Consider the following 22,427-nt stretch of genomic DNA (forward strand, 5'->3'; position numbering starts at 1 on the left):
GCACCCGCGTGTAAACTGCTGGCACTGAAAATCGTATTTAGAGGTTGTCATGGCTGATTTACTGCTGGGCGTCAATATCGATCACATCGCCACGTTACGTAACGCGCGCGGAACCCAATACCCGGATCCGGTTCAGGCGGCATTCATTGCCGAACAGGCGGGGGCCGACGGCATTACCGTGCATCTGCGCGAAGACCGCCGCCACATCACCGACCGCGACGTGCGTTTGCTGCGCCAGACCATCCAGACGCGCATGAATCTGGAGATGGCGGTGACCGACGAGATGCTGGACATCGCCGTGGAGCTGAAGCCGCACTTCTGCTGCCTCGTGCCGGAAAAGCGTGAAGAAGTGACTACTGAAGGCGGCCTGGACGTTGCCGGCCAGCTGGACAAAATGAGCGTGGCGGTCGAGCGCCTGGCGCAGGTGGGCATTCTGGTCTCGCTGTTCATCGATCCCGATCATCGCCAAATCGACGCGGCGGTGGCGGTGGGCGCCCCCTATATCGAAATCCACACCGGCGCCTACGCCGAAGCGCAGGGCGAGCTGGCGGTACAGGCCGAGCTGCGCCGCATCGCGGTCGCCGCCGCCTACGCGGCCGAGAAGGGGCTGAAGGTCAACGCCGGCCACGGCCTGACCTATCACAACGTGCAGCCGATCGCCGCGCTGCCGGAAATGCACGAGCTGAACATCGGCCATGCGATTATCGGCCAGGCGGTGATGAGCGGGCTGCCGGCTGCGGTTGCCGACATGAAAGTGCTGATGCGGGAAGCGCGCCGGTAATGGCGGTGCTCGGGCTGGGTACCGACATCGTCGAGATGGCGCGTATCGAAGCGGTGGTGGAGCGCAGCGGCGATCGTCTGGCGCGCCGCGTGCTGAGCGACGCCGAATGGGCGCTGTACCAGCAGCACCAGCAGCCGATTCGCTTTCTGGCCAAGCGTTTCGCCGTGAAAGAGGCCGCCGCCAAGGCGTTCGGCACCGGCATTCGCAACGGCCTGGCGTTCAACCAGTTCGAGGTGTTCAACGATGCGTTGGGCAAACCGAATATTCGTTTGCACGGCCGCGCCGCCGAGCTGGCGGGGGAGATGGGGGTCACCGCGATCCACGTTTCGCTGGCCGATGAACGGCGCTATGCCTGCGCGACGGTGATCGTCGAAAGCTGAAAATAGAAAGGGCGCCCTGCGGCGCCCTTGTCAGTCCTGCGGCGGGTTAAATGCGATCGGCGTGGTGCAACACCACGAACTTATCCCACAGCTGCTCATTAGTCTCGCGATGCTGCGGATCGGTAATGATGGTGTTGTCGATCGGGCAGACCTGCTGACAGGTTGGCGTATCGTAATGGCCAACGCACTCGGTGCAGCGGTCGGTATCGATTTGGTAGATCTCATCGCCCATCGAAATCGCCTGGTTCGGGCATTCCGGCTCGCACATGTCGCAGTTGATGCATTTGCGTGTGATTAGCAGGGCCATGACGTATCTCTCATTATTAACAGGGGTATTTTTCGCAGCGGCGATTATACCGGTTAAACCAACTTTTTCATCAATTGTTCGCTGTGCCTGATACGGTCGCGGGCATGATCGAGGTCGTGCTGGATCAGCGCCATAAACAGCAGGTCGGTGAGAGCGTACTGGGCCGTGCTGGAAGAGATGGCCGCGCTGCGGGTGCGGGGCTCTTCGGCGATGGTATAGAGACAGTGATCGGCGCGTTGCTGCAGGCCGTTGGGCGAGAAGCTGGTCAGCGCCAGCACCCTGGCGCCGGCCTGGCGCGCTTCTTCCGCCGCCAGATTGATTTCACGCCGCTCGCCGCTGAAGGAGATCGCCACCAGCAGATCGCGTTTGTCCAGCGCCTGCACCGCCGCCAGTTGAACGTGCATATCCGCTTCGGCTACCGCCATCACCCCGATTTTCAGCAGCTTGAAGGAAAAATCCTTGGCCACCAGCCCGGAGGCGCCGATGCCGATCAGCATCACCCGGCGCGCCTGGCGCAGCATGTCCAGCGCCTGATGCAGCCGTTCTTCGCTGTTGATGTCCAGCGTCGCGCGCAGCGCCGCCTGCTTTTCCGCCAACAGCTTTTCACCGACGGTTTTCAGCGTGTCGCTGCTGAGAATGTGGTTATGAACGGTCACTACCGGTTCGGCCTGCGGCTGGGCCAGCGTCTCGCTCAGCGCCAGCTTCAGCGCCGGGAAACCTTTATAGCCCAGCTTTTGGGCGAACTTCACCACGCTCGACTGGCTGACGCCGGCCAGCTGGGCCAGCTTTTGCGAGCTGAGATGGCGCGCCTGTTCGGCGTTGTTCAGCAAAAAATCCGCCAGCTTGCGGTCGTTTTGCGCCAGTGTCGGATACATCTGGCGAATGCGCAGAAGGGTACTCATTGATCTTTCCCAGGAAACCAGCGGCCATTTTGCCACGCAGGCAGCGAAAACGCGCGGTGAAAATTTTTGTGAGCTCGTCGTTAAAATAGCAAATAGCGCTCGCTTTGTTGAATAAAATATTCAAATATTGATTTAATTTTGTGAATTAAAAATTCAAAGGTGAACAGATGAACTTAGGCGCACTGGTATCGGAAACCCGCAACCCGGCCACCATGGGGCTGGATGAGATGTCGACGCTGGACATGGTCCGCTGCTTTAACCAGGAAGATCGCAAGGTGCCGGAGGCGATTGAAAAGGTGCTGCCGGCGATCGCGCAGGCGGTCGATTTGGCCGCGGTGGCGCTGAAGGCCGGCGGGCGGCTGATTTATTTGGGCGCCGGCACCAGCGGGCGCCTGGGCGTATTGGATGCCTCCGAGTGCCCGCCGACCTTCGGCGTGCCGCACGGCGTGGTGGTGGGGCTAATCGCCGGCGGGCCGGGCGCGCTGCTCAAAGCGGTGGAAGGGGCGGAAGATGACGCAGCCCTGGGCGAGGCCGACCTCCGGGCGCTGAACCTGACCGCCGTCGATATGGTGGTGGGGTTGGCGGCCTCGGGGCGCACGCCCTACGTGATCGGCGCGCTGCGCTATGCGCGCGGGCTGGGTTGCCCGACGGCGGCCATCTCCTGCAACCCGGATTCGCCGATCGCGCACGAAGCGCAGGTGGCGATCTCGCCGGTGGTGGGGCCGGAGGCGCTGACCGGTTCGACGCGCCTGAAATCCGGCACCGCGCAGAAGCTGGTGCTCAACATGCTGTCGACCGGCGCGATGGTCAAGCTGGGCAAGGTCTACCAGAACCTGATGGTGGACGTGAAGGCCACCAACGTCAAACTGGTGGATCGCGCCTGCCGCATCGTGGTGGAGGCCACCGGCGCCGAACGCGCTCAGGCGGAGGCGGCGCTGGCGCAGACCGGCTTTGAGGTCAAACCGGCGATCCTGATGATTTTAGCCGGCGTCAGCGCCGATGAGGCGCAGCAGCGGCTGCAGCGGCACGACGGCTACCTGCGCGCGGCGTTGGCGCGTTAATTCACGGTGGGGGCGGCGATGGACAAGACAACGGCATTGGCGACACAGATCCTGGCGGGCGTGGGGGGCGAGGGCAATATCCTCAAACTGGAAAACTGCATGACGCGGGTGCGCGTCGAGGTCAGCGACGAACAGCGTCTGGATCTGGCGGCCCTTAAGCAGTTGCCCGGCGTGAAGGGCTATATCAAGCAGGGTGAACAGCATCAGTTTATCGTCGGCCCGGGCGCCGCCGCCAAGGTGGTGGACGCCATGCGCGCTTTGCTGAGCGGCAGCGCGCAGCCCGCCGTTGGTGACGCCGCCCGCACCAAGGCGCAGGCCAAACAGAAATACGCGGCGCCGATGAGCGGCGCGCTGAAAAAGCTGGCCGACGTTTTTATTCCGCTGATCCCGGCGTTTATCGCCTCGGGGCTGATCACTGGCATCATCAACCTGCTGAAACGGCCCGACATCGCCGGACAGTTGGCGTTGGACTACCCGAACGCGCTGGGGCTGCTGGCGATCTTCGGCAGCGCGGTGTTCGCCATCATGAACATTCTGGTTGGGGTGAACGCCGCGCGGGTGTTCGGCGGCTCACAGGCGATGGGCGGCGTGATGGCCGGGATCCTTTCCAGCCCGGCGCTGGCGCAGATCACCCTGTTCGGCGAGGCGCTGCAGCCGGGGCGCGGCGGGGTGATCGCCGTACTGCTGGTGGTGGCGTTGATGTGCTGGGTGGAGAAACGCCTGCGCACGCTGCTGCCGGAGTCGGTCGAACTGATCCTCAATCCGCTGCTGACCACGCTGGTGACCGCCTCGTTGGCGATCCTGATCCTGCAGCCGATCGGCGGCGCCATTTCCGATGCCATCGCCCACGGCGCCAATCTGGCGATCGACAAGGGCGGGCTGCTTGTCGGGGCGCTGCTCTCCGGGCTGTTCCTGCCGCTGGTGCTGTCTGGCTTGCACCAGGGGCTGGTGCCGATCCACGTCGAGCTGGTGCAGGCGCACGGTTCCAACCCGCTGTTGCCGATCCTGGCGATGGCCGGCGTCGGTCAGGTGGGGGCGGCGCTGGCGGTGCTGTTGAAAACCCGTAACGCGCGGCTGAAGAAGGTGATCAAAGGGGCGTTACCGGTCGGCATTCTCGGCATCGGCGAGCCGCTGATCTTCGGGGTGACGCTGCCGCTGGGCCGGCCGTTTATCGGCGCCTGCCTCGGCGGTGCGGTAGGCGGCGCGCTGATCAGCTACTGGAAAGTGGCGACGGTGATTACCTTTGGCATTTCGGGGCTGCCTTTGGCGTTGACCATCGTCTCAGGTAAGGTGATGTTGTATCTGGCGGGGATGCTGATTACGATTATCGCCGGTTTTCTCTTCACCTGGATGATGGGGTTCAACGATCCCGAGGAGTAGCGTTTGAGCGACAAGCAGCAACCATCGGCCGCAGCAGGGCGCCGCGTGGTCTTTTTCGATCTGGACGGCACTCTGCATCAGGAGGATATGTTCGGCAGTTTCTTGCGTTTCCTGCTGCGCCGTTTACCGCTGAATTTGCTGCTGGTGATACCGCTGTTGCCATTGATTGGTCTGGCGCTGTTGCTGCTGGGGCGCGCCGCGCGCTGGCCGATGAGCCTGTTGTTGTGGGCTATCACCTTCGGGCGTACCGAAGTGACGCTGAAGGCGCTGGAGCGGCAGTTCATCGAGGTTTTCCGCCAGAGGGTGACTGCGTTTCCGGTGGTGCAAATGCGCTTGCGGCAGTATCTGGATGAGCACGATGCCGAGGTGTGGCTGATTACCGGCTCGCCGGAGCAACTGGTGGCGCAGGTGTATCGGGATTCGGCGTTTCTGCCGCGGGTGCGGTTGGTCGGCAGCCGCATCGCGCGCCGCTATGGCGGCTGGGTGCTGACCTTGCGCTGTCTGGGCGTACAAAAAGTGGTGCAGCTGGAGCAACGGCTCGGCGCGCCGCTGAAGCTGTACAGCGGTTACAGCGACAGCAAGCAGGATAACCCGCTGCTGTTTTTTTGCGAGCACCGTTGGCGGGTGAGCAAGCAGGGCGAGCTGCAGCAGCTGGAATAAACAAAGGGCGGAGAATTCCGCCCTTTGCTGTTACCGCTGCCGCGATCAGTCGTCGGTTACGTCGTGCGGTTTGCGTCCGAGCTGCCAAATCTTCTCCGCATAATGCCCCAACGCCCACAGGCTCAGGCCGAGCAGCGCGAAGAAAATCGTCTTCGGCATGCTGTCCCAGAAAAACTCGAACAGGCGGGTATAGAGGTTGATGCCGAGAAAGGTCAGCCCGAAACCGCGCAGCATGGCGTCGTCATGCTTCAACCCCAGCCAGATGGCGGCGAAGGCGGCCAGCCCGAACAGCAGGCTCCAGTGGAACAGCTCAATCTGGCGCGCGCGGTACCAGCTGTCGAGATCGCCGTAGTTGCCGAAGATGGACAGCAGCCACAGCGCGATGAACAGGTACAGCAGGCCCATCGCCAGCGACACCCGCTGCAGGCCGCGCTGCGCCAATAGCGGCCGCAGCAGCAATGCGGCGGCGATCAGCACCGCGCCGAAGGCGATAAAGCGAATCGGGTAGCTCATGCCGAGCCAGTAGGCGCCCCAGCCGGACAGGTAGCCGGTCTCGGCGCCGAAGGCATTGCCGAGCGACAGCAGGGCGAACCACCATACCAGCCCGGAGCGGCTGAACCAGCCGATGGCGCCGTACAGCAGCGCGGCGACCAGCAGCAGCACGGAAACCCGCCCGCTGCCGTTATCCAGCCAGACGCCCAGTTGCCATAAGGCGCAGGCGGTGAGCAACACGGCGACAAACAGCGCCGCCTCATTGCCGTAGCGTTTTTCCGGGTGGCGTTGACGACGACGCAGCGCCCAGACGTAGGCCAGCGCCGCCAGTACGCCGGCGATCGCCATGCGCACCGGCGCGTCGAAGCGGAACAGTTCGCTCAGCCATTCAAGCAGTGCGCTGTCGGCGAACAGGCTGGTGACGGCGATCAGCAACGAGGCCAGCGCGGCGAGAAACGCATAGCGCGCCAGCCGTCGCCAGTCGAAAGGCTGCACGTCCACATGCAGCAGCAGTTGCTGTTGTTGCTCGGGGGTCAAGGCGCCTTCCCCAACCCAGCCGTCCAGCGCCTTGCGCACCACGACGGCGTTCTTTTTACTGAGTTTCATGTTTCTTGTCCCTGAATCACACGCTGATGTGGCCAGTATAGCCATTGGCGGGCGGCTACGACAAAGGGAGGCTAGTGTGTATAATGCCCGCCGCAAAAGCGCACGAGGAATTATGCGATGACTGAATATAACGATGAGTACTGGATGCGTCAGGCATTGCAGCTGGCCCTGCGCGCGCAGGAAGAGGGCGAGGTGCCGGTGGGTGCGCTGCTGGTGCTGGACAATCAGGTGATCGGCGAGGGCTGGAACCGGCCGATCGGCCGGCACGATCCTACCGCGCACGCCGAGATCATGGCGCTGCGGCAGGGCGGCGCGGTGCTGCAAAACTACCGCTTGTTGAACGCCACGCTGTACGTCACGCTGGAACCCTGCGTGATGTGCGCCGGCGCGATGGTGCACAGCCGCATCCGCCGGTTGGTGTACGGCGCCGCCGACGAGAAAACCGGCGCGGCCGGTTCGCTGGTGGATATTTTGCGCCATCCGGGCATGAATCATCAGGTGGAGATCGTCTCGGGCGTGCTGGCGGACGAATGCGCCGCCACCCTGAGCAATTTCTTCCGCCTGCGCCGCGAACAGAAAAAAGCGCTCAAGCTGGCGCAGCGGGCGGCGGATAAGCCGGAATAATCAGTAGTTGAGCGCCAGTTCCGGCATCACCGTCGGATAGCCTTTTCCCAACGCTTCCTGCTCGGCGGCCGCTTGCGCCGCCTTTCTCTCTTTTTCCTGCAGATAACCCACCAGGCTGACCTGGTAGCGGCGGATGTTTTCTACATAGTTGTAGGCTTCACGCCCGCGCGCATAGCCATAGGTCAGCTGCGGGTAGTAGCGCTTTTGGCTGAGCATCGGCAGGCGCTGTTTGACGTCGACCCAGCTGTCCGGATTGCCTTTTTGCGTTTTGGTCAGCTTGCGTGCGTCCAGCATATGGCCCCAGCCCATGTTGTAGGCCGCCAGCGAGAACCAGATGCGCTCATCTTCCGGCACGCTGTCCGGCACCTTGGCCATCAGCCGCTGCAGGTACAGGGCGCCACCCTGAATGCTCTCTTCCGGATCGAGGCGATCGTTGACCCCCAGGCCGTCGGCGGTGGCGCGGGTCAGCATCATCAGGCCGCGCACGCCGGTGGGGGAGGTGGCCTGCGGATTCCAGTGCGATTCCTGATAGGCGATGGCCGCCAGCAGCTTCCAGTCGATCTCGTTGGCGTGTTTCTCGAACAGCGGGCGGAAGTTGGGCAGCACCGAGTCGATGGCCGACAGGAAGGTTTTGGTATCCACGTAGTCGAAGCTGCCGACGTGGCCGAGGTATTTCTCTTCCAGCCGCGCCAGGGTGCCGTCGTCCACCATTTGACTGTAGAAATCCAGCATCGCCGCGTACAGGCTGTCGTCGCCGTCGCGTTTGAGGTACCAGGTGACCGGCTCTTCGTCGGTGACGTCGAACGCCACCGCCAGCTGCGGATGGATGCGCTGCAGCAACGCGATGGTCACCGAATCGCCGAGGGTATAGTCCAGCTTGCCGTCGGCAACCCGCTCCAGCAGCTCTTTGGAGGTGAGATCGCTGGAGGACTCCCAGGCGAGATCCGGGTATTTATCCTGTTTGAGCTGCTTTAGCGTGCTGACGTGCGCGGAACCGGAGGCGACCGCCAGCTTGCCTTTGATGTCGGCGAAGCCTTTTGGCCGCGGGGTGCCCAGCCGGTACACCAGCTGTTGGGAAACGGAGTAGTAGGCGGGGCCGGTGCGCGCGCGGCTGAGGCGCTCCTGGTTGTAGATAAGGCCCGCCGCCAGCAGGTCGGCGTCGTCGTCGTCCAGATCGTCGAACAGGTCATTGATGTTCTGATGGGGGATTACCACCAGTTTTACCCCGAGGTAGTTGGCGAAGCGCTTGGCCAGTTCGTAGTCGAGCCCACCCGGCCCTTGCTTGGTGTTGAAATAGGTCAGCGGTGAGTTCAGCGTGCTGATACGCAACTCGCCGCGGGAAATGATCTCCTGGAGTTGCCCGCCCTGGCCGCTGCGCCAGGTGATATTGGGCCACAGCGCGAGAGCCAGAAGCAGGGTGACAACGCCGATGAGGATGTAGTTTATTTTAAGACGTTTCAAATAGTTATCCAGTGGTGGCACAGGTACGCCGGCGACGACAACCGCGACTTTTCTCATGGTTAAATCACCAGTGCGGGGGGCATTTTGCGCAACAAAACGCCAGTGTGCAACTTTATTGACACGTTATGACAATTCGACGGTGCGGCGAGCTTTTATCAATAATCCCTACGCAAACGGTTTCGTCGGCGGCGAGGATTCTCTATAATGACGCGCGTTTTCCCCTGTTGCGCCCAATGAAGCGTCTTATCCGTCGCTTCGAAGACGAGAGAACTTTGATTATGGAAATTCTGCGTGGTTCGCCCGCTTTATCGGCTTTTCGCATTACCAAACTGCTGTCCCGCTGCCAGGACGCCCACCTGCCCGTCAGTGATATCTACGCCGAGTACGTCCACTTTGCCGATGTTAGCGCACCGCTAAGTGCCGAAGAACACGCCAAACTTCAGCGCTTGCTCAAGTACGGTCCTTCTCTCGCCGAACACGCCCCCGAAGGCCGGTTGCTGCTGGTTACGCCGCGCCCGGGCACCATTTCCCCCTGGTCTTCCAAAGCCACCGACATCGCCCACAACTGCGGTTTGCAACAGGTGCTGCGGCTGGAGCGCGGTCTGGCGTTCTACGTCAAGGCGCCTGAGCTGACGGAGGCCCAGTGGCACCAGCTCGCCGCGCTGCTGCACGATCGCATGATGGAAACCGTCTTCAGCGAGTTGCAACAGGCTGAACAGCTGTTCGCGCACCATCAGCCGGCGCCGTATCAGTCGGTCGACGTGCTGGGCGCAGGGCGCGCCGCGCTGGAGCAGGCCAACGTCCGGCTCGGCCTGGCGCTGGCGCAGGACGAGATCGATTACCTGCTGAATGCCTTTACCGGTTTGGGGCGCAACCCGACGGATATCGAACTCTATATGTTTGCGCAGGCCAACTCTGAGCACTGCCGCCACAAGATTTTCAATGCCGACTGGATCATCGACGGCGAACAGCAGCCCAAGTCGCTGTTCAAAATGATCAAGAACACCTATGAGCAGACGCCGGACTATGTGCTGTCGGCGTATAAAGACAACGCCGCAGTGATGGAAGGCTCGCAGGTCGGCCGCTTCTTCGCCGCGCCGGAGAACGGCACGTACGACTACCATCAGGAAGACGCGCATATCCTGATGAAGGTGGAAACTCACAACCACCCGACGGCGATCTCGCCGTGGCCGGGCGCCGCGACCGGCTCCGGCGGCGAGATCCGTGACGAAGGCGCCACCGGCCGCGGCGCCAAGCCGAAGGCCGGCCTGGTGGGCTTCTCGGTGTCCAACCTGCGCATTCCCGGCTTTGAACAGCCGTGGGAGCAGGACTTCGGCAAACCGGAGCGCATCGTCACCGCGCTGGACATCATGACCGAAGGCCCGCTGGGCGGCGCGGCGTTCAACAACGAATTCGGTCGCCCGGCGCTGCTGGGCTACTTCCGTACCTATGAAGAGCGCGTCAACAGCCATAACGGCGTTGAGCTGCGCGGCTACCACAAACCGATCATGCTGGCGGGCGGCATCGGCAACATCCGCGCCGATCACGTGCAGAAAGGGGAAATCACCGTCGGCGCCAAGCTGGTGGTGCTGGGCGGCCCGGCGATGAATATCGGTCTGGGCGGCGGCGCGGCGTCATCGATGGCGTCCGGCCAGTCCGATGCCGATCTGGACTTCGCGTCGGTGCAGCGCGACAACCCGGAAATGGAACGCCGCTGTCAGGAAGTGATCGACCGCTGCTGGCAGCTGGGCGACCAGAACCCGATCCTGTTTATCCATGACGTCGGCGCCGGCGGCCTGTCCAACGCCATGCCGGAGCTGGTGAGCGACGGCGGCCGCGGCGGCCGCTTCGAACTGCGCGACATCCTCAACGACGAGCCGGGCATGAGCCCGCTGGAAGTATGGTGCAACGAATCGCAGGAACGTTACGTGATGGCGATCGCCCCGGCGCAGATGGCGCAGTTCGACGAGATCTGCCGCCGCGAGCGCGCGCCTTACGCGGTGATCGGCGAAGCGACCGAAGAGCAACATCTGACGTTGAACGATCGTCACTTCGACAATCAGCCGATCGACATGCCGCTGGACGTGCTGCTCGGCAAGACGCCGAAGATGACCCGCGACGTGACCCGTCTGCAGGCGCAGGGCCAGGCGGTACAGCGTGAGAACATCACGCTGGCCGACGCGGTGAAGCGCGTGCTGCATCTGCCGGCCGTCGCGGAGAAAACCTTCCTGATCACCATCGGCGACCGCACCGTCACCGGCATGGTGGCGCGCGACCAAATGGTCGGCCCGTGGCAGATCCCGGTAGCCGACTGCGCGGTCACCACCGCCAGTCTGGACAGCTATTATGGCGAAGCGATGTCGCTCGGCGAACGCGCGCCTGTGGCGCTGCTGGACTTCGCCGCCTCCGGCCGCCTGGCGGTCGGGGAAGCGCTGACCAACCTGGCCGCCACGGAAATCGGCAGCCTGAAGCGCGTGAAGCTGTCCGCCAACTGGATGGCCGCCGCCGGCCACCCGGGTGAAGACGCCGGCCTGTACGAAGCGGTGAAAGCGGTGGGCGAAGAGCTGTGCCCGGCGCTGGGCATCACCATTCCGGTGGGCAAAGACTCCATGTCGATGAAAACCCGCTGGCAGGAAGGCAATGAACAGCGTGAAATGACCTCGCCGCTGTCGCTGGTCATCACCGCCTTCGCCCGCGTGGAAGACGTGCGCCACACCGTGACGCCGCAATTGCGCACCGATAAGGGCGACAGCGCGCTGCTGTTGATCGACCTGGGCAACGGCCATAACGCGCTGGGTGCTACCGCGCTGGCGCAGGTTTATCGCCAACTGGGCGACAAACCGGCCGATGTGCGCGATGTCGCGCAGCTGGCGGGCTTCTTCAACGCCATGCAGCAGCTGGTGGCCGATCGCGCGCTGCTGGCTTATCACGACCGCGCTGACGGCGGCCTGCTGGTGACGCTGGCGGAGATGGCCTTCGCCGGTCACTGCGGCGTAGAGGTTAACCTCGATGGCCTCGGCGACGATGCGCTGGCGGTGCTGTTCAACGAAGAGCTGGGCGCGGTGATCCAGGTGAGCGCCGAACGTCTCGACGACGTGAAGCGGGCGTTCGCGCAGCACGGTCTGACCGACAACGTGCATCACATCGGCAGCGTACAGGCCGGCGATCGTTTCGTCATCAATCAGCACGGCAAAGCGTTGTACAGCGAAAGCCGCAATACCCTGCGCACCTGGTGGGCGGAAACGACCTGGCAGATGCAGCGTCTGCGCGACAACCCGGCGTGCGCCGATCAGGAACATCAGGCCAAGCAGGATGAACAAGATCCCGGCCTGAACGTGAAGCTGACCTTCGCACCCGAGGAAGACATCGCTGCGCCGTACATCGCCAAGGGCGCTCGCCCGAAAGTGGCGGTGCTGCGCGAGCAGGGGGTGAACTCCCACGTTGAAATGGCGGCGGCGTTCCACCGCGCCGGCTTTGACGCCGTGGACGTGCACATGAGCGATCTGCTGGCCGGGCGTCGCGATCTGCAGGACTTCCACACGCTGGTGGCCTGCGGCGGCTTCTCTTACGGCGACGTTCTGGGCGCCGGCGAAGGCTGGGCGAAGTCTATCCTGTTCAACGAGCGGGTGCGCGACGAGTTCGAGGCGTTCTTCCACCGTCCGCAGACGCTGGCGCTGGGCGTGTGCAACGGCTGCCAGATGATGTCCAACCTGCGTGAGCTGATCCCGGGCGCCGAACACTGGCCGCGCTTCGTGCGCAACCTGTCGGATCGCTTCGAGGCGCGCTTCAGCCTGGTGGAAGTGGCGGCCAGCCCGTCGCTGTTCATGCAGGGCATGACCGGCTCGCGCATGCCGATCGCCGTTTCCCATGGCGAAGGGCATGTCGAAGTGCGCGATGCGGCGCATCTGGCGGCGTTGGAAAGCCACGGCCTGGTGGCGCTGCGTTTCGTCAACAACGCCGGTCAGGTCACGGAAGCTTACCCGGCTAACCCGAACGGTTCGCCGAATGGCATCACCGCCGTGACCAGCGCCAACGGGCGCGCAACGGTGATGATGCCGCACCCGGAACGCGTGTTCCGCACCGTCAGCAACTCCTGGCACCCGGAAGAGTGGGGCGAGGACAGCTCGTGGATGCGCATGTTCCGCAACGCCCGTAAGCAACTGGGCTAAAAACGGCCACCACCGTACAGAGGGCGCAAGCAATTGCGCCCTTTTTTATGGCCGGCACTCGGCGATTGGCGGCAGTGTCTGCATTTAGCGACAAGCGCTGGTTTGCTTGTCGCTAAATGGAGACATTTAACCCATTGATTTTATTGCCGGTAAACAGGTTTGACTTTAGTTGTCGGCGTTTGGCGACAGGGTGGTGTTTTTTTCATCGTGCATTGGTGCTGATTGGGCGCATGGATTTACCTTTTTTTATTTATTATCAAATAAAATCATTATGTTATGATTTTTGTTGCAAAGTTGGCACGTAACGTGCATTATTCTCGGCGGCTGCTCATTCACCTTTTTATGACGGTGCCGTAATTAGACGGCAAATTACCTCATAAGCCTCCGAATGATGCCAAAGAAATGGTGCCTATCGTCCAACCAAACCGATAACAGACCGCGCAAGCGGCTTTATCAAGCATCGGGCGACACGTGGAGTGAGGCACCGCCTGTATCCAACTGTGATGAAGGGTTCATCAATCCTGGATACTTACGGATGCTATTCGTCCTGTTCGATGCCAGCCGCTGCGCTACATCACCCTGGGGACGAGGTTCAAGGGCATCCACACTTTCCTTGCGGCGGGGCAAGCTTATTGCCCCGGCGTCAATTCTCAACGCTGCGCTTACTCCTGTTTCGTTGCCTATGCCCTCGAACGCAGACGCTATTCCCACACTCTCGCTTTCGTACCGGTTTTTGTTACCGGGGCCGTATGCCATCGGCAGGCCAACCTTATCGGCGCGGTTCACCGATCCCGCGGCTTTTTCCTTGTGCGTTCAGGATTCTCCCTTGCCGGGCTTTTCTCTTTCCGGCGAGTCAGTTAGCATCGTGACAGGCCTGAGAGAATGAGATGATTTCGTTGAAAAAATGGCGTTTATTCCCCCGTTCGCTGCGGCAATTGGTGCTGCTGGCGTTCCTGTTGGTGCTGCTGCCGCTGTTGGTGCTGGCCTATCAGGCCTACCAGAGTCTGGATCACCTGAGCGCGCAGGCGGCGGACATCAACCGCACCACGCTGGTGGACGCGCGGCGCAGCGAGGCGATGACCAGCGTAGCGCTGGAGATGGAGCGCAGCTATCGTCAGTACTGCGTGCTGGTTGAGCCCACGCTGCAGAAGCTGTACCAAAATCAGCGCAAGCAGTATTCGCAGATGCTGGACGCCCACGCGCCGATTCTGCCGGACGAGCGCTACTACCAAACGTTGCGTCAGTTGCTGACCCAGCTGGCGGCGATCAAGTGCCATAACAGCGGGCCGGACCAAGAAGCCTCCGCCTTGCTCGAGTCGTTCTCCCGTTCCAATGCCGAAATGGTGCAGGCCACGCGCGCGGTGGTGTTCTCGCGCGGCCAGCAGCTGCAGCAGGCCATCGCCGAGCGCGGCCAGTTTTTCGGCTGGCAGGCGCTGCTGCTGTTCCTGGTCAGCGTGCTGCTGGTGGTGCTGTTTACCCGCATGATCATCGGGCCGGTCAAGGCCGTGGAGCGGATGATCAACCGCCTGGGGGAAGGGCGCGCGTTGGGCAGCACCGCATCGTTCAAAGGGCCGCGCGAGCTGCGTTCGCTGGCGCAGCGCATCATCTGGCTGAGCGAACGGCTGGCGTGGCTGGAGTCGCAGCGCCACGAGTTCCTGCGCCATATCTCGCATGAATTGAAAACGCCGCTGGCCAGCATGCGCGAAGGCACCGAACTGCTGGCCGACGAGGTGGCGGGGCCGCTGACTTCCGACCAGAAAGAGGTGGTGACGATCCTCGACAACAGCAGCCGCCACCTGCAGCAGCTGATTGAACAACTGCTGGATTACAACCGCAAACTGGCCGATGGCCCGGCGGAGCACGAGAACGTCGAGCTGCGCGAAATGGTCGATTTGGTGGTCGCCGCGCACAGTTTGCCGGCGCGGGCGAAGATGATTTCCACCGAAATCGCGCTGGAAGCGGAAATCTGCTGGGCAGAGCCTACGCTATTAATGCGCGTGCTGGATAATCTCTACTCCAATGCGGTGCACTACGGCAAGGAATCCGGTAACATTTGGATCCGCAGCCGTCAGGTTGGACAACGGGTGCAAATCGACGTCGCCAATACCGGCACGCCGATCCCCGAGGCTGAAAGAGCCATGATTTTCGAGCCTTTTTTCCAGGGTAGTCACCAGCGAAAAGGGGCGGTAAAAGGAAGCGGACTGGGGTTGAGCATCGCTCAGGACTGTATCCGTCGCATGCGCGGTGAGCTGCAACTGGCGACGGTCGCCGGTGCAGACGTCTGCTTCCGCATTGAACTGCCGTTAACCGCCGAGAATGAATAAATAATGTACACATGGTCTAAACGCCTTCGTCTTTCACAGACCGAACGTTCACCGCGTGCCACGCACAGAGCGCCGCTCGGCAAACGCCCGATCACCTGGCTGGGCGCCGTTTTCTTTATGCCGCTGTTGCTGGCGGGCTGCGTCGATCGCGCCGTCAGCGGCGGATTGAGCGCTCAGCAGCAAGAGGCGATCCCGGATACCAAGGTGATCGATTACCGCACCGCGGCTTGCGATACCCTGTGGCAATTGGACGACAAGGACGCGCTGGATAACGCGCTCTACTGGCTGCGCGCGATGGACTGCGCCGATCGCATCGGCTCGACCCAGGCGCGTGCGCTGGCGAAAACGGTGCCGGGCGACAGCTGGTCCGGCGTTTTCAAACAGAGCATCCTGCTGGGGAGCGCACAGCCGACCTCCGGTGAACGCCGCCAGATGCTCGACAGGATCAACAGTTACCGGATGGAGTTCCCCGGTTCGCTGCGTCCGTTGACGCAGCTGTGGCGCCAGCAGCAGATGCTGCAGATCACGCTGTTCGATGAGAAAGCGCGCTATCAGCATCTGCAGGAGAGCAGCGACAGCCAGATCGATTCGCTGCGCCAGAATCAGGCGCGCCTGCAGTCGCAGCTGCAGGACACCTCGCGCAAGCTGGAAAACCTGACCGATATCGAGCGCCAGCTCTCATCGCGCAAGCAGCTGCAAGGGGAAATCCCGGAAAACGGCGCGGGCCAGCAGAAGGGCGACGCCGCCGGTAAAAGCGGCGCGGCCGCCAAAGGCGCTGAAACGCAGGACGAACCGGAAAAAGGCACCGCGCTGCCGGTTGAACCGGAAGACACCTATACGCCGCACCCCGCCAATAAGGAGTCCCACGCGCAATGACCGCACGCAAACCGGCCAACCTGTTATTGGTTGACGACGATCCCAGCCTGCTGAAGCTGCTGGGCATGCGCCTGACCAGCGAAGGTTTTCACGTCACCACCGCCGAAAGCGGCCAGGAAGCGCTGCGCCTGTTGGCGCGCGAACAGATCGATCTGGTGATCAGCGATCTGCGCATGGATGAGATGGACGGCATGGCGCTGTTCGCCGAAATCCAAAAGCATCAGCCGGGCATGCCGGTGATCATTCTTACCGCGCACGGTTCGATTCCCGATGCGGTGGCCGCCACCCAGCAGGGGGTGTTCAGCTTCCTCACCAAACCGGTGGATCGCGATGCGCTCTATAAGGCCATCGACGAGGCGCTGTCGCTGTCGGCCTCCCCCGCGGGTGACGACGCCTGGCGCGAAGACATCGTCACCCGCAGCCCGTTGATGCTGCGCCTGCTGGAGCAGGTGAAAATGGTGGCCCAGTCCGACGTCAGCGTGTTGATCAACGGCCAGAGCGGCACCGGCAAAGAGGTGTTGGCGCAGGCGATCCACGCCGCCAGCCCGCGCGCGGGCAAGGCGTTCATCGCCATCAACTGCGGGGCGCTGCCGGAGCAACTGCTGGAGTCCGAACTGTTCGGCCACGCCAAGGGCGCCTTCACCGGCGCGGTCAGCAGCCGCGAAGGGCTGTTCCAGGCGGCGGCGGGCGGCACGCTGTTCCTCGACGAGATAGGCGACATGCCGTTGTCGCTGCAGGTGAAACTGCTGCGCGTGCTGCAGGAGCGCAAGGTGCGGCCGCTGGGCAGCAACCGCGATCTGGACATCGACGTGCGCATTATCTCCGCCACCCACCGCGATCTGCAAAAGGCGATGGCGAAGAACGAGTTCCGCGAGGATCTCTACTATCGTCTCAATGTGGTGAATCTGAAGATCCCGGCGCTCAACGAGCGCGCCGAAGACATTCCGCTGCTGGCCAATCACCTGTTGCGCGAAGCGGCTCAGCGGCACAAGCCGTTCGTGCGCAGCTTCTCGACCGACGCCATGAAGCGGCTGATGACCGCCAGCTGGCCGGGCAACGTGCGTCAGTTGGTCAACGTCATCGAACAGTGCGTGGCGCTGACCTCGGCGCCGGTGATCAGCGAGGCGCTAGTGGAACAGGCGCTGGAAGGGGAAAACACTGCGCTGCCGACTTTCGCCGAAGCGCGCAACCAGTTTGAGTTGCACTATCTGCGCAAACTGCTGCAGATCACCAAGGGCAACGTGACCCAGGCCGCGCGCATGGCGGGCCGCAACCGCACCGAGTTTTACAAATTGCTGTCGCGCCACGAGCTGGACGCCAACGATTTCAAAGAATGACAGATTCCCGCCGGCGCCTGCCACGCAGGTTCTCAACAAATCCGGCGGAATGATTTACACTCCGTTCTCTTTGCCGCGGCGCGCCCCGGCGTAGAGCACCATGGAACGTATTAAGCGGGATCGTACACAAATGAGCAGATCACTTTCCATCGCCCTGGCCCAGCTGAACCTGCTGGTCGGCGACATTGAAGGCAACACCGAACGCATGTTGCAAATCGTGCAGGAGCAGCAGAAGGCGGGAGCCGATCTGGTCATGTTCACCGAACTGGCGCTGTCCGGCTACCCGCCGGAAGACCTGCTGTACCGCAATGATTTCTATCAGCGCTGTGATGCGCAGCTGCTGCGCCTGCAGCAGGCTTCCGCCGAGACGGCGATCCTGGTCGGCCACCCGTGGCGCGAAGGCGACAAGCTGTACAACGCGCTGTCGCTGTTTGCCGAAGGCCGCCTGCTGACCCGCTACTTCAAGCAGCAGTTGCCGAACTACGGCGTGTTTGATGAGAAGCGCTATTTCCACGCCGGCAACGACACCTGCGTGGTGGAACTGAAAGGCTACCGTCTGGGGCTGCTGATTTGCGAAGATCTGTGGTTCCCGGAGCCGATCGACGCCGCCAAGGCCGCCGGCGCGGAGATTATCCTGTCGATCAACGCCTCGCCGTATAACCGCGAAAAACCGTATATCCGCAAAACGCTGATGGCCGGCCACTGCCAGCGCACCCAGCTGCCGCTGGTGTACCTCAACCAGGTCGGCGGCCAGGATGAGCTGATTTTCGACGGCTGCTCCAAGGTCTTCGACGCCGCCGGCACCATGACCCACCGTCTGGCGGCCTTCGACGAGCAGGTCACTCGCCTGGAATTCAACGAGCTGGACGTGGTGCCGATGGCCGATCCGGCCGCCGAACTGCCGCAGCTGGCGCAGGTGTATCAGGCGCTGGTGTTGGCGGTGCGCGACTACGTGACCAAGAACGGTTTCAAAGGCGCGGTGCTGGGGCTGTCCGGCGGCATCGACTCGGCGCTGACGCTGGCGATCGCCGTGGATGCGTTAGGTAAAGACAAGGTGCAGGCGCTGATGATGCCGTTCCGCTATACCGCGGATATCAGCATCGCTGACGCCAAGGAAGAGGCGGAAATCCTCGGCGTGGAGTTCGATATCGTCTCCATCGAACCGATGTTCGACGCCTTTATGGGCCAGCTGTCGCCGATGTTCGCCGGCACCGAGCGCGACACCACCGAAGAAAACCTGCAGGCGCGTTGCCGCGGGGTGGTGCTGATGGCGCTGTCCAACAAACGCCGCAGCATCGTGCTGACCACCGGCAACAAGAGCGAAATGGCGGTGGGTTACGCCACGCTGTACGGCGATATGGCCGGCGGTTTCGATGTGTTGAAGGACGTGCCGAAAACGCTGGTGTTCAAGCTGTCCGAATACCGTAACACCGTCTCCTACGTGATCCCACAGCGGGTGATCGATCGTCCGCCGTCCGCCGAGCTGGCGCCGGATCAGGTCGATCAGGACAGCCTGCCGCCGTACGATATCCTGGACGCGATCCTCGAAGGCTACGTCGAGCGCGACAAGTCGGTCGCCGATTTGGTGGCCGAAGGGTTCGACGAAGCGATCGTGCGCAAGGTGATCCGCCTGGTGGACATCAACGAATACAAGCGGCGTCAGGCCGCCGTCGGGCCGCGCATCACCGCCCGTAACTTCGGCAAAGACCGCCGCTATCCCATCACATCCGGTTTTGGCCGCAAAAATTGGTAAAAGGAAAGAAGATGAAAAAGATCGACGCGATTATCAAGCCGTTCAAACTGGATGACGTCCGCGAAGCGCTGGCCGAAGTGGGCATCACCGGCATGACGGTCACCGAAGTGAAAGGTTTCGGCCGCCAGAAGGGCCACACCGAGCTGTACCGCGGTGCCGAGTACATGGTCGACTTTTTGCCTAAGGTGAAGATCGAGATCGTGGTTGCCGACGATATCGTCGACACCTGCGTGGAAACCATCATGCAGACCGCGCAGACCGGCAAGATCGGCGACGGCAAGATTTTCGTCTTCGACGTGGCGCGCGTGGTGCGCATCCGTACCGGCGAGCAGGACGAAGAAGCGATCTGAGCCTCCGCAGGATCATCGGTCATCAGGGCGCAGCTTGCTGCGCCCTTGTCATTTCTGTCCCCCGGCACATCGCACTTCTTCGCCTCATTGTTCCCGCCATTTTTGCCTGTCGGCATTCTAAAAAAGCGAACGCTATCGCGTTTTTGATACTTTTCCCGATCGCTTCTCTCGCGAGATCTACAATCAACGTAACTATTTTGATTAAGGTGATCCCCAATGAATTTCAAGTTGCGGCTAGGCGGCAAGGGCGTGCATCCCCAGGAGCTTACTCAAGTAAGTGACTGGGGGGACAAATCTGCCGGGAGCAGATTTGAACGCTGCTCGCAGCGGCCCGTTAGGGCGTGGCCTACGGATGGGCCACGTAATAGCACGCAGACAACAACGCAGCGGCTTGAAAGGCGATGGGGATGATGACGTTACGCCAAATCCGCCACTTCATCGCGGTGGCGGAAACCGGGTCGATCTCCGCCGGCGCCCAGGCGGTGTTTGTCTCCCAGTCTTCGCTGACGCTCGCTATCCAGCAGCTGGAAACCGAGATCGGCGTGCGGTTGTTCGAGCGCCACGCCAAGGGCATGACGCTGACCCATCAGGGGCATCAGTTTCTACGCCAGTCGTATCTGATCCTGGCGACGGTGGACAACGCCAAGCGCAGCCTGCAGATCGGCACCGAAAGCCTGACCGGCAAGCTGACCATCGGCGTCACAAGTCTGGTGGCGGGCTACTTCCTGGTGGAACTGCTCACGCGCTTTAAATCGGCCTATCCCAACGTCACCGTGCAGGTGGTTGAAGACGAACGCCCGTACATCGAGCATCTGCTGGTCAGCGGCGAGATCGACATTGGCGTGCTGATCTTGTCGAACATCGAGGACCGCGACGCGCTGCAGACCGAGGTGCTGATGCACTCGCCGTATCGTCTGTGGCTGCCGCCGCTGCACCCGCTGCTGGAGCACGAGAGCATCAGCCTGGCGGACGTGGCCAAACAGCCGCTGATCCAGCTCAACGCCGATGAGATGGACGTGCACGCGCGGCGCATCTGGGCGCGCGCCGGGCTGAAGCCGGAGATCGCGATGAAGACCGCCTCGACCGAGGCGGTGCGCAGCCTGGTGGCGGCGGGGATGGGGGTCTCCATCCAGCCGGACATGGCGTACCGCGCCTGGTCGCTGGAAGGCAACATGATCGAGGCACGCAAACTGGACGATCTGCTGGAGCCGCTGGATATCGGGCTGGCATGGCGGCGCGGCAGCGCGCGGCCGGAGCTGGTGACGCCATTCCTCACCATCGCGCGCGAGAACGGCAGCAAACACGCCGCCGGGCTTAAGCATTCGATTTAATCGAACGCGGCGTTCAGTATTTAGAATTTGTTGCCCGCCAGAGGCTCGCTTAGGCTGATTAAAACTAACTTATTCACATTTGGTTAACGTTTTTGTCACTTAGGGGCGTCAGGCGATGGCGGATGTGCAGGTTCTCTCAGGTTTGTCCTGTCAGCAGTTCATTAACGGTCAGCTTATCGACGGCGAAGGCCAGCAGGAATGCATCGTCAATCCGGCCAACGGCGAGACGCTGATCGCCCTGACCGAAGCCTCTTCGACGCAGGTCGGCAGCGCGGTAAAAGCCGCGCAGCAGGCGTTCGGCCACTGGTCGCGCACTACGCCGGCCCAGCGCGCCACGCTGTTGCTGCGCATCGCCGACGCCATCGAGCGGCAGGCGCCGCAGCTGGCGCAGCTGGAGGCCCTCAACTGCGGCAAGCCGCTGCATCAGGCGCTCAATGACGATCTGCCGGCGGCGGTCGACGTGTTCCGCTTCTTCGCCGGCGCGGTGCGTACGCAACAAGGGCAGCTGGCCGGCGAGTATGTGCCGGGCCACACCTCGATGATCCGCCGCGATCCGATCGGCGTGGTGGCCTCGATCGCCCCCTGGAACTATCCGCTGATGATGGCGGCGTGGAAAATCGCGCCGGCGCTGGCGGCGGGCAATACCGTGGTGTTTAAACCGTCCGAACATACGCCGCTGACCATTCTGGCGCTGGTGCCGGCGCTGCAGGAGATCCTGCCGCCGGGCGTGCTGAACATCGTCTACGGCGGCGGTGAAGGGGTCGGCAGCCAGCTGGTGGGGCACCCGCAGGTACGGCTGGTGTCGGTCACCGGCGATATCGTCACCGGGCAAAAAATTCTTCAGGCGGCGGCCAAAAGCGTCAAGCGCACCCATCTGGAGCTGGGGGGCAAGGCGCCGGTGATCGTCTGCGACGACGCCGATCTTGACGAAGTGGTCAACGGCATTCGCACCTATGGCTATTACAACGCCGGCCAGGACTGCACCGCCGCCTGCCGCATCTACGCGCAGGCCGGCATCTATCCCAAACTGGTGGACGCGCTGGGCGAGGCGGTCGCCAGCCTGCGCTTCGCCCGCAAGCGCGATCAGGACAACGAGATCGGCCCGTTGATAAGTAGCCGCCAGCGCGATCGCGTCGCCAGCTTTGTCGAGCGCGCGCTCAGCCAACCGCATATCGAATTGATCACCGGAGCCGCGGCCCACTCCGGGCCGGGGTTCTATTACCAGCCGACCCTGCTGGCGGGCTGCCTGCAAAGCGACGAAATCGTGCAGCGCGAGGTGTTTGGCCCGGTGGTCAGCGTCACGCGCTTCGAGCATCTGGCGCAGGCGGTCGAATGGGCCAACGACTCGGAATACGGGCTGGCTTCGTCGGTATGGACGCAAAATATCGATCGGGCGCTGCACATCGCCGCCCATCTGCAGTACGGCAGCACCTGGATCAACACCCATTTCACCTTGGCGAGCGAGATGCCGCACGGCGGCCTGAAACGCTCCGGCTACGGCAAGGATCTGTCCAGCGATTCGCTGCAGGATTACAGCGTTGTCAGGCACGTAATGGCGAAGTTCAAAGCCAGCTTCTAGCGGTTCTATAAAGCAAAATCAGGCGGCAGCCGTTCCCTGCCGCACACAGATACG

The 22,427-nt window shown here is 62.4% G+C and carries 18 protein-coding genes; 14 read left to right on the top strand and 4 right to left on the bottom strand.

Translation table 11 applies throughout. From position 1 onward, the window contains the following. Positions 1-49 precede the first annotated feature (49 nt). Positions 50-781 (top strand): pyridoxine 5'-phosphate synthase, encoded by a 732-nt coding sequence (pdxJ, locus tag ACJ8J1_RS00435; RefSeq protein ID WP_033644120.1) that lies wholly within the window; start codon positions 50-52, stop codon positions 779-781. After that, the gene (gene acpS / locus ACJ8J1_RS00440; RefSeq protein WP_004929169.1) at positions 781-1,161 is read left to right on the top strand and encodes a holo-ACP synthase; all 381 of its coding nucleotides are present in this window, start codon (positions 781-783) and stop codon (positions 1,159-1,161) included. Before pdxJ ends, acpS begins: the two co-directional genes overlap by 1 nt. 46 nt (positions 1,162-1,207) lie before the next feature. Here acpS and ACJ8J1_RS00445 read toward each other — a convergent pair whose 3' ends face one another. Then, the gene (locus ACJ8J1_RS00445; RefSeq protein ID WP_033632309.1) at positions 1,208-1,468 is read right to left on the bottom strand and encodes a YfhL family 4Fe-4S dicluster ferredoxin; all 261 of its coding nucleotides are present in this window, start codon (positions 1,466-1,468) and stop codon (positions 1,208-1,210) included. Positions 1,469-1,521: 53 nt separating this feature from the next. Beyond that, positions 1,522-2,370, bottom strand: coding sequence for a MurR/RpiR family transcriptional regulator (locus ACJ8J1_RS00450; RefSeq protein ID WP_033644119.1), 849 nt, complete (start codon positions 2,368-2,370; stop codon positions 1,522-1,524). 167 nt (positions 2,371-2,537) lie between these two features. Between ACJ8J1_RS00450 and murQ the strand changes: the two genes are divergently transcribed. Genes murQ through yfhb form a run of 3 tightly spaced genes read left to right on the top strand, consistent with a single transcriptional unit; the run spans position 2,538 to position 5,471 of the window. Next, positions 2,538-3,431 carry an N-acetylmuramic acid 6-phosphate etherase gene (gene murQ, locus ACJ8J1_RS00455; protein WP_033644118.1) on the top strand — a complete coding sequence of 298 codons (894 nt, stop codon included), beginning with the start codon at positions 2,538-2,540 and terminating at the stop codon, positions 3,429-3,431. Between the two features lie 18 nt (positions 3,432-3,449). After that, positions 3,450-4,811 (top strand): PTS transporter subunit EIIC, encoded by a 1,362-nt coding sequence (locus ACJ8J1_RS00460; RefSeq protein WP_033644117.1) that lies wholly within the window; start codon positions 3,450-3,452, stop codon positions 4,809-4,811. 3 nt (positions 4,812-4,814) lie between these two features. Further along, the gene (yfhb, locus tag ACJ8J1_RS00465; protein ID WP_033644116.1) at positions 4,815-5,471 is read left to right on the top strand and encodes a phosphatidylglycerophosphatase C; all 657 of its coding nucleotides are present in this window, start codon (positions 4,815-4,817) and stop codon (positions 5,469-5,471) included. Between the two features lie 45 nt (positions 5,472-5,516). Here yfhb and ACJ8J1_RS00470 read toward each other — a convergent pair whose 3' ends face one another. Continuing rightward, positions 5,517-6,569, bottom strand: coding sequence for a DUF2157 domain-containing protein (locus tag ACJ8J1_RS00470; protein WP_033644115.1), 1,053 nt, complete (start codon positions 6,567-6,569; stop codon positions 5,517-5,519). A 117-nt stretch (positions 6,570-6,686) separates the two neighbouring features. Between ACJ8J1_RS00470 and tadA the strand changes: the two genes are divergently transcribed. Continuing rightward, positions 6,687-7,193, top strand: coding sequence for a tRNA adenosine(34) deaminase TadA (gene tadA, locus ACJ8J1_RS00475; protein ID WP_033644114.1), 507 nt, complete (start codon positions 6,687-6,689; stop codon positions 7,191-7,193). Here tadA and mltF read toward each other — a convergent pair whose 3' ends face one another. Then, a complete protein-coding gene (mltF, locus tag ACJ8J1_RS00480) occupies positions 7,194-8,654 on the bottom strand; it encodes a membrane-bound lytic murein transglycosylase MltF (RefSeq protein WP_033644113.1) in 1,461 nt (486 codons plus the stop codon). It abuts the gene before it with no gap. A 275-nt stretch (positions 8,655-8,929) separates the two neighbouring features. On the opposite strand from mltF, the gene purL reads away from it, so the two are divergent. The 8 genes from purL to ACJ8J1_RS00520 all read left to right on the top strand — a co-directional run bounded on the left by purL (position 8,930) and on the right by ACJ8J1_RS00520 (position 22,373). Next, positions 8,930-12,823 carry a phosphoribosylformylglycinamidine synthase gene (gene purL, locus ACJ8J1_RS00485; RefSeq protein ID WP_181006762.1) on the top strand — a complete coding sequence of 1,298 codons (3,894 nt, stop codon included), beginning with the start codon at positions 8,930-8,932 and terminating at the stop codon, positions 12,821-12,823. Positions 12,824-13,710: 887 nt separating this feature from the next. Further along, positions 13,711-15,147 (top strand): sensor histidine kinase, encoded by a 1,437-nt coding sequence (locus tag ACJ8J1_RS00490; RefSeq protein ID WP_033644112.1) that lies wholly within the window; start codon positions 13,711-13,713, stop codon positions 15,145-15,147. A gap of 3 nt (positions 15,148-15,150) precedes the next feature. Next, on the top strand, positions 15,151-16,023 hold the full coding sequence (gene qseG, locus ACJ8J1_RS00495) for a two-component system QseEF-associated lipoprotein QseG (RefSeq protein ID WP_050440139.1): 873 nt from the start codon (positions 15,151-15,153) through the stop codon (positions 16,021-16,023). After that, the gene (gene glrR, locus ACJ8J1_RS00500; RefSeq protein WP_033644111.1) at positions 16,020-17,360 is read left to right on the top strand and encodes a two-component system response regulator GlrR; all 1,341 of its coding nucleotides are present in this window, start codon (positions 16,020-16,022) and stop codon (positions 17,358-17,360) included. The genes qseG and glrR overlap by 4 nt, the downstream gene beginning before the upstream one ends. Positions 17,361-17,490: 130 nt before the next feature. Continuing rightward, positions 17,491-19,113 carry an NAD+ synthase gene (locus ACJ8J1_RS00505; protein ID WP_033644110.1) on the top strand — a complete coding sequence of 541 codons (1,623 nt, stop codon included), beginning with the start codon at positions 17,491-17,493 and terminating at the stop codon, positions 19,111-19,113. Positions 19,114-19,124: 11 nt separating this feature from the next. Further along, complete coding sequence (glnB, locus tag ACJ8J1_RS00510) at positions 19,125-19,463, top strand: nitrogen regulatory protein P-II (protein ID WP_004847623.1); 339 nt, start codon at positions 19,125-19,127, stop codon at positions 19,461-19,463. Between the two features lie 407 nt (positions 19,464-19,870). Further along, the gene (locus tag ACJ8J1_RS00515) at positions 19,871-20,794 is read left to right on the top strand and encodes a LysR substrate-binding domain-containing protein (protein ID WP_033644109.1); all 924 of its coding nucleotides are present in this window, start codon (positions 19,871-19,873) and stop codon (positions 20,792-20,794) included. 115 nt (positions 20,795-20,909) lie between these two features. After that, positions 20,910-22,373, top strand: a complete 1,464-nt coding sequence (locus ACJ8J1_RS00520; protein ID WP_033644108.1) for a gamma-aminobutyraldehyde dehydrogenase — start codon at positions 20,910-20,912, stop codon at positions 22,371-22,373. The last annotated feature ends 54 nt before the right edge of the window (positions 22,374-22,427 follow it).

This window comes from Serratia sp. CY37869, from assembly GCF_052168895.1.
Taxonomy (GTDB): Bacteria; Pseudomonadota; Gammaproteobacteria; order Enterobacterales; family Enterobacteriaceae; genus Serratia; species Serratia ureilytica.

What these genes read in the sequence shown, in the direction of transcription:
- pdxJ (WP_033644120.1), top strand. Translation starts at nt 50, where the DNA reads ATGGCTGATTTACTGCTGGGCGTCAATATCGATCACATCGCCACGTTA.
- acpS (WP_004929169.1), top strand. Translation starts at nt 781, where the DNA reads ATGGCGGTGCTCGGGCTGGGTACCGACATCGTCGAGATGGCGCGTATC.
- ACJ8J1_RS00445 (WP_033632309.1), bottom strand. Translation starts at nt 1,468, where the DNA reads ATGGCCCTGCTAATCACACGCAAATGCATCAACTGCGACATGTGCGAG.
- ACJ8J1_RS00450 (WP_033644119.1), bottom strand. Translation starts at nt 2,370, where the DNA reads ATGAGTACCCTTCTGCGCATTCGCCAGATGTATCCGACACTGGCGCAA.
- murQ (WP_033644118.1), top strand. Translation starts at nt 2,538, where the DNA reads ATGAACTTAGGCGCACTGGTATCGGAAACCCGCAACCCGGCCACCATG.
- ACJ8J1_RS00460 (WP_033644117.1), top strand. Translation starts at nt 3,450, where the DNA reads ATGGACAAGACAACGGCATTGGCGACACAGATCCTGGCGGGCGTGGGG.
- ACJ8J1_RS00470 (WP_033644115.1), bottom strand. Translation starts at nt 6,569, where the DNA reads ATGAAACTCAGTAAAAAGAACGCCGTCGTGGTGCGCAAGGCGCTGGAC.
- tadA (WP_033644114.1), top strand. Translation starts at nt 6,687, where the DNA reads ATGACTGAATATAACGATGAGTACTGGATGCGTCAGGCATTGCAGCTG.
- ACJ8J1_RS00490 (WP_033644112.1), top strand. Translation starts at nt 13,711, where the DNA reads ATGATTTCGTTGAAAAAATGGCGTTTATTCCCCCGTTCGCTGCGGCAA.
- qseG (WP_050440139.1), top strand. Translation starts at nt 15,151, where the DNA reads ATGTACACATGGTCTAAACGCCTTCGTCTTTCACAGACCGAACGTTCA.
- glrR (WP_033644111.1), top strand. Translation starts at nt 16,020, where the DNA reads ATGACCGCACGCAAACCGGCCAACCTGTTATTGGTTGACGACGATCCC.
- ACJ8J1_RS00505 (WP_033644110.1), top strand. Translation starts at nt 17,491, where the DNA reads ATGAGCAGATCACTTTCCATCGCCCTGGCCCAGCTGAACCTGCTGGTC.
- glnB (WP_004847623.1), top strand. Translation starts at nt 19,125, where the DNA reads ATGAAAAAGATCGACGCGATTATCAAGCCGTTCAAACTGGATGACGTC.
- ACJ8J1_RS00515 (WP_033644109.1), top strand. Translation starts at nt 19,871, where the DNA reads ATGATGACGTTACGCCAAATCCGCCACTTCATCGCGGTGGCGGAAACC.
- ACJ8J1_RS00520 (WP_033644108.1), top strand. Translation starts at nt 20,910, where the DNA reads ATGGCGGATGTGCAGGTTCTCTCAGGTTTGTCCTGTCAGCAGTTCATT.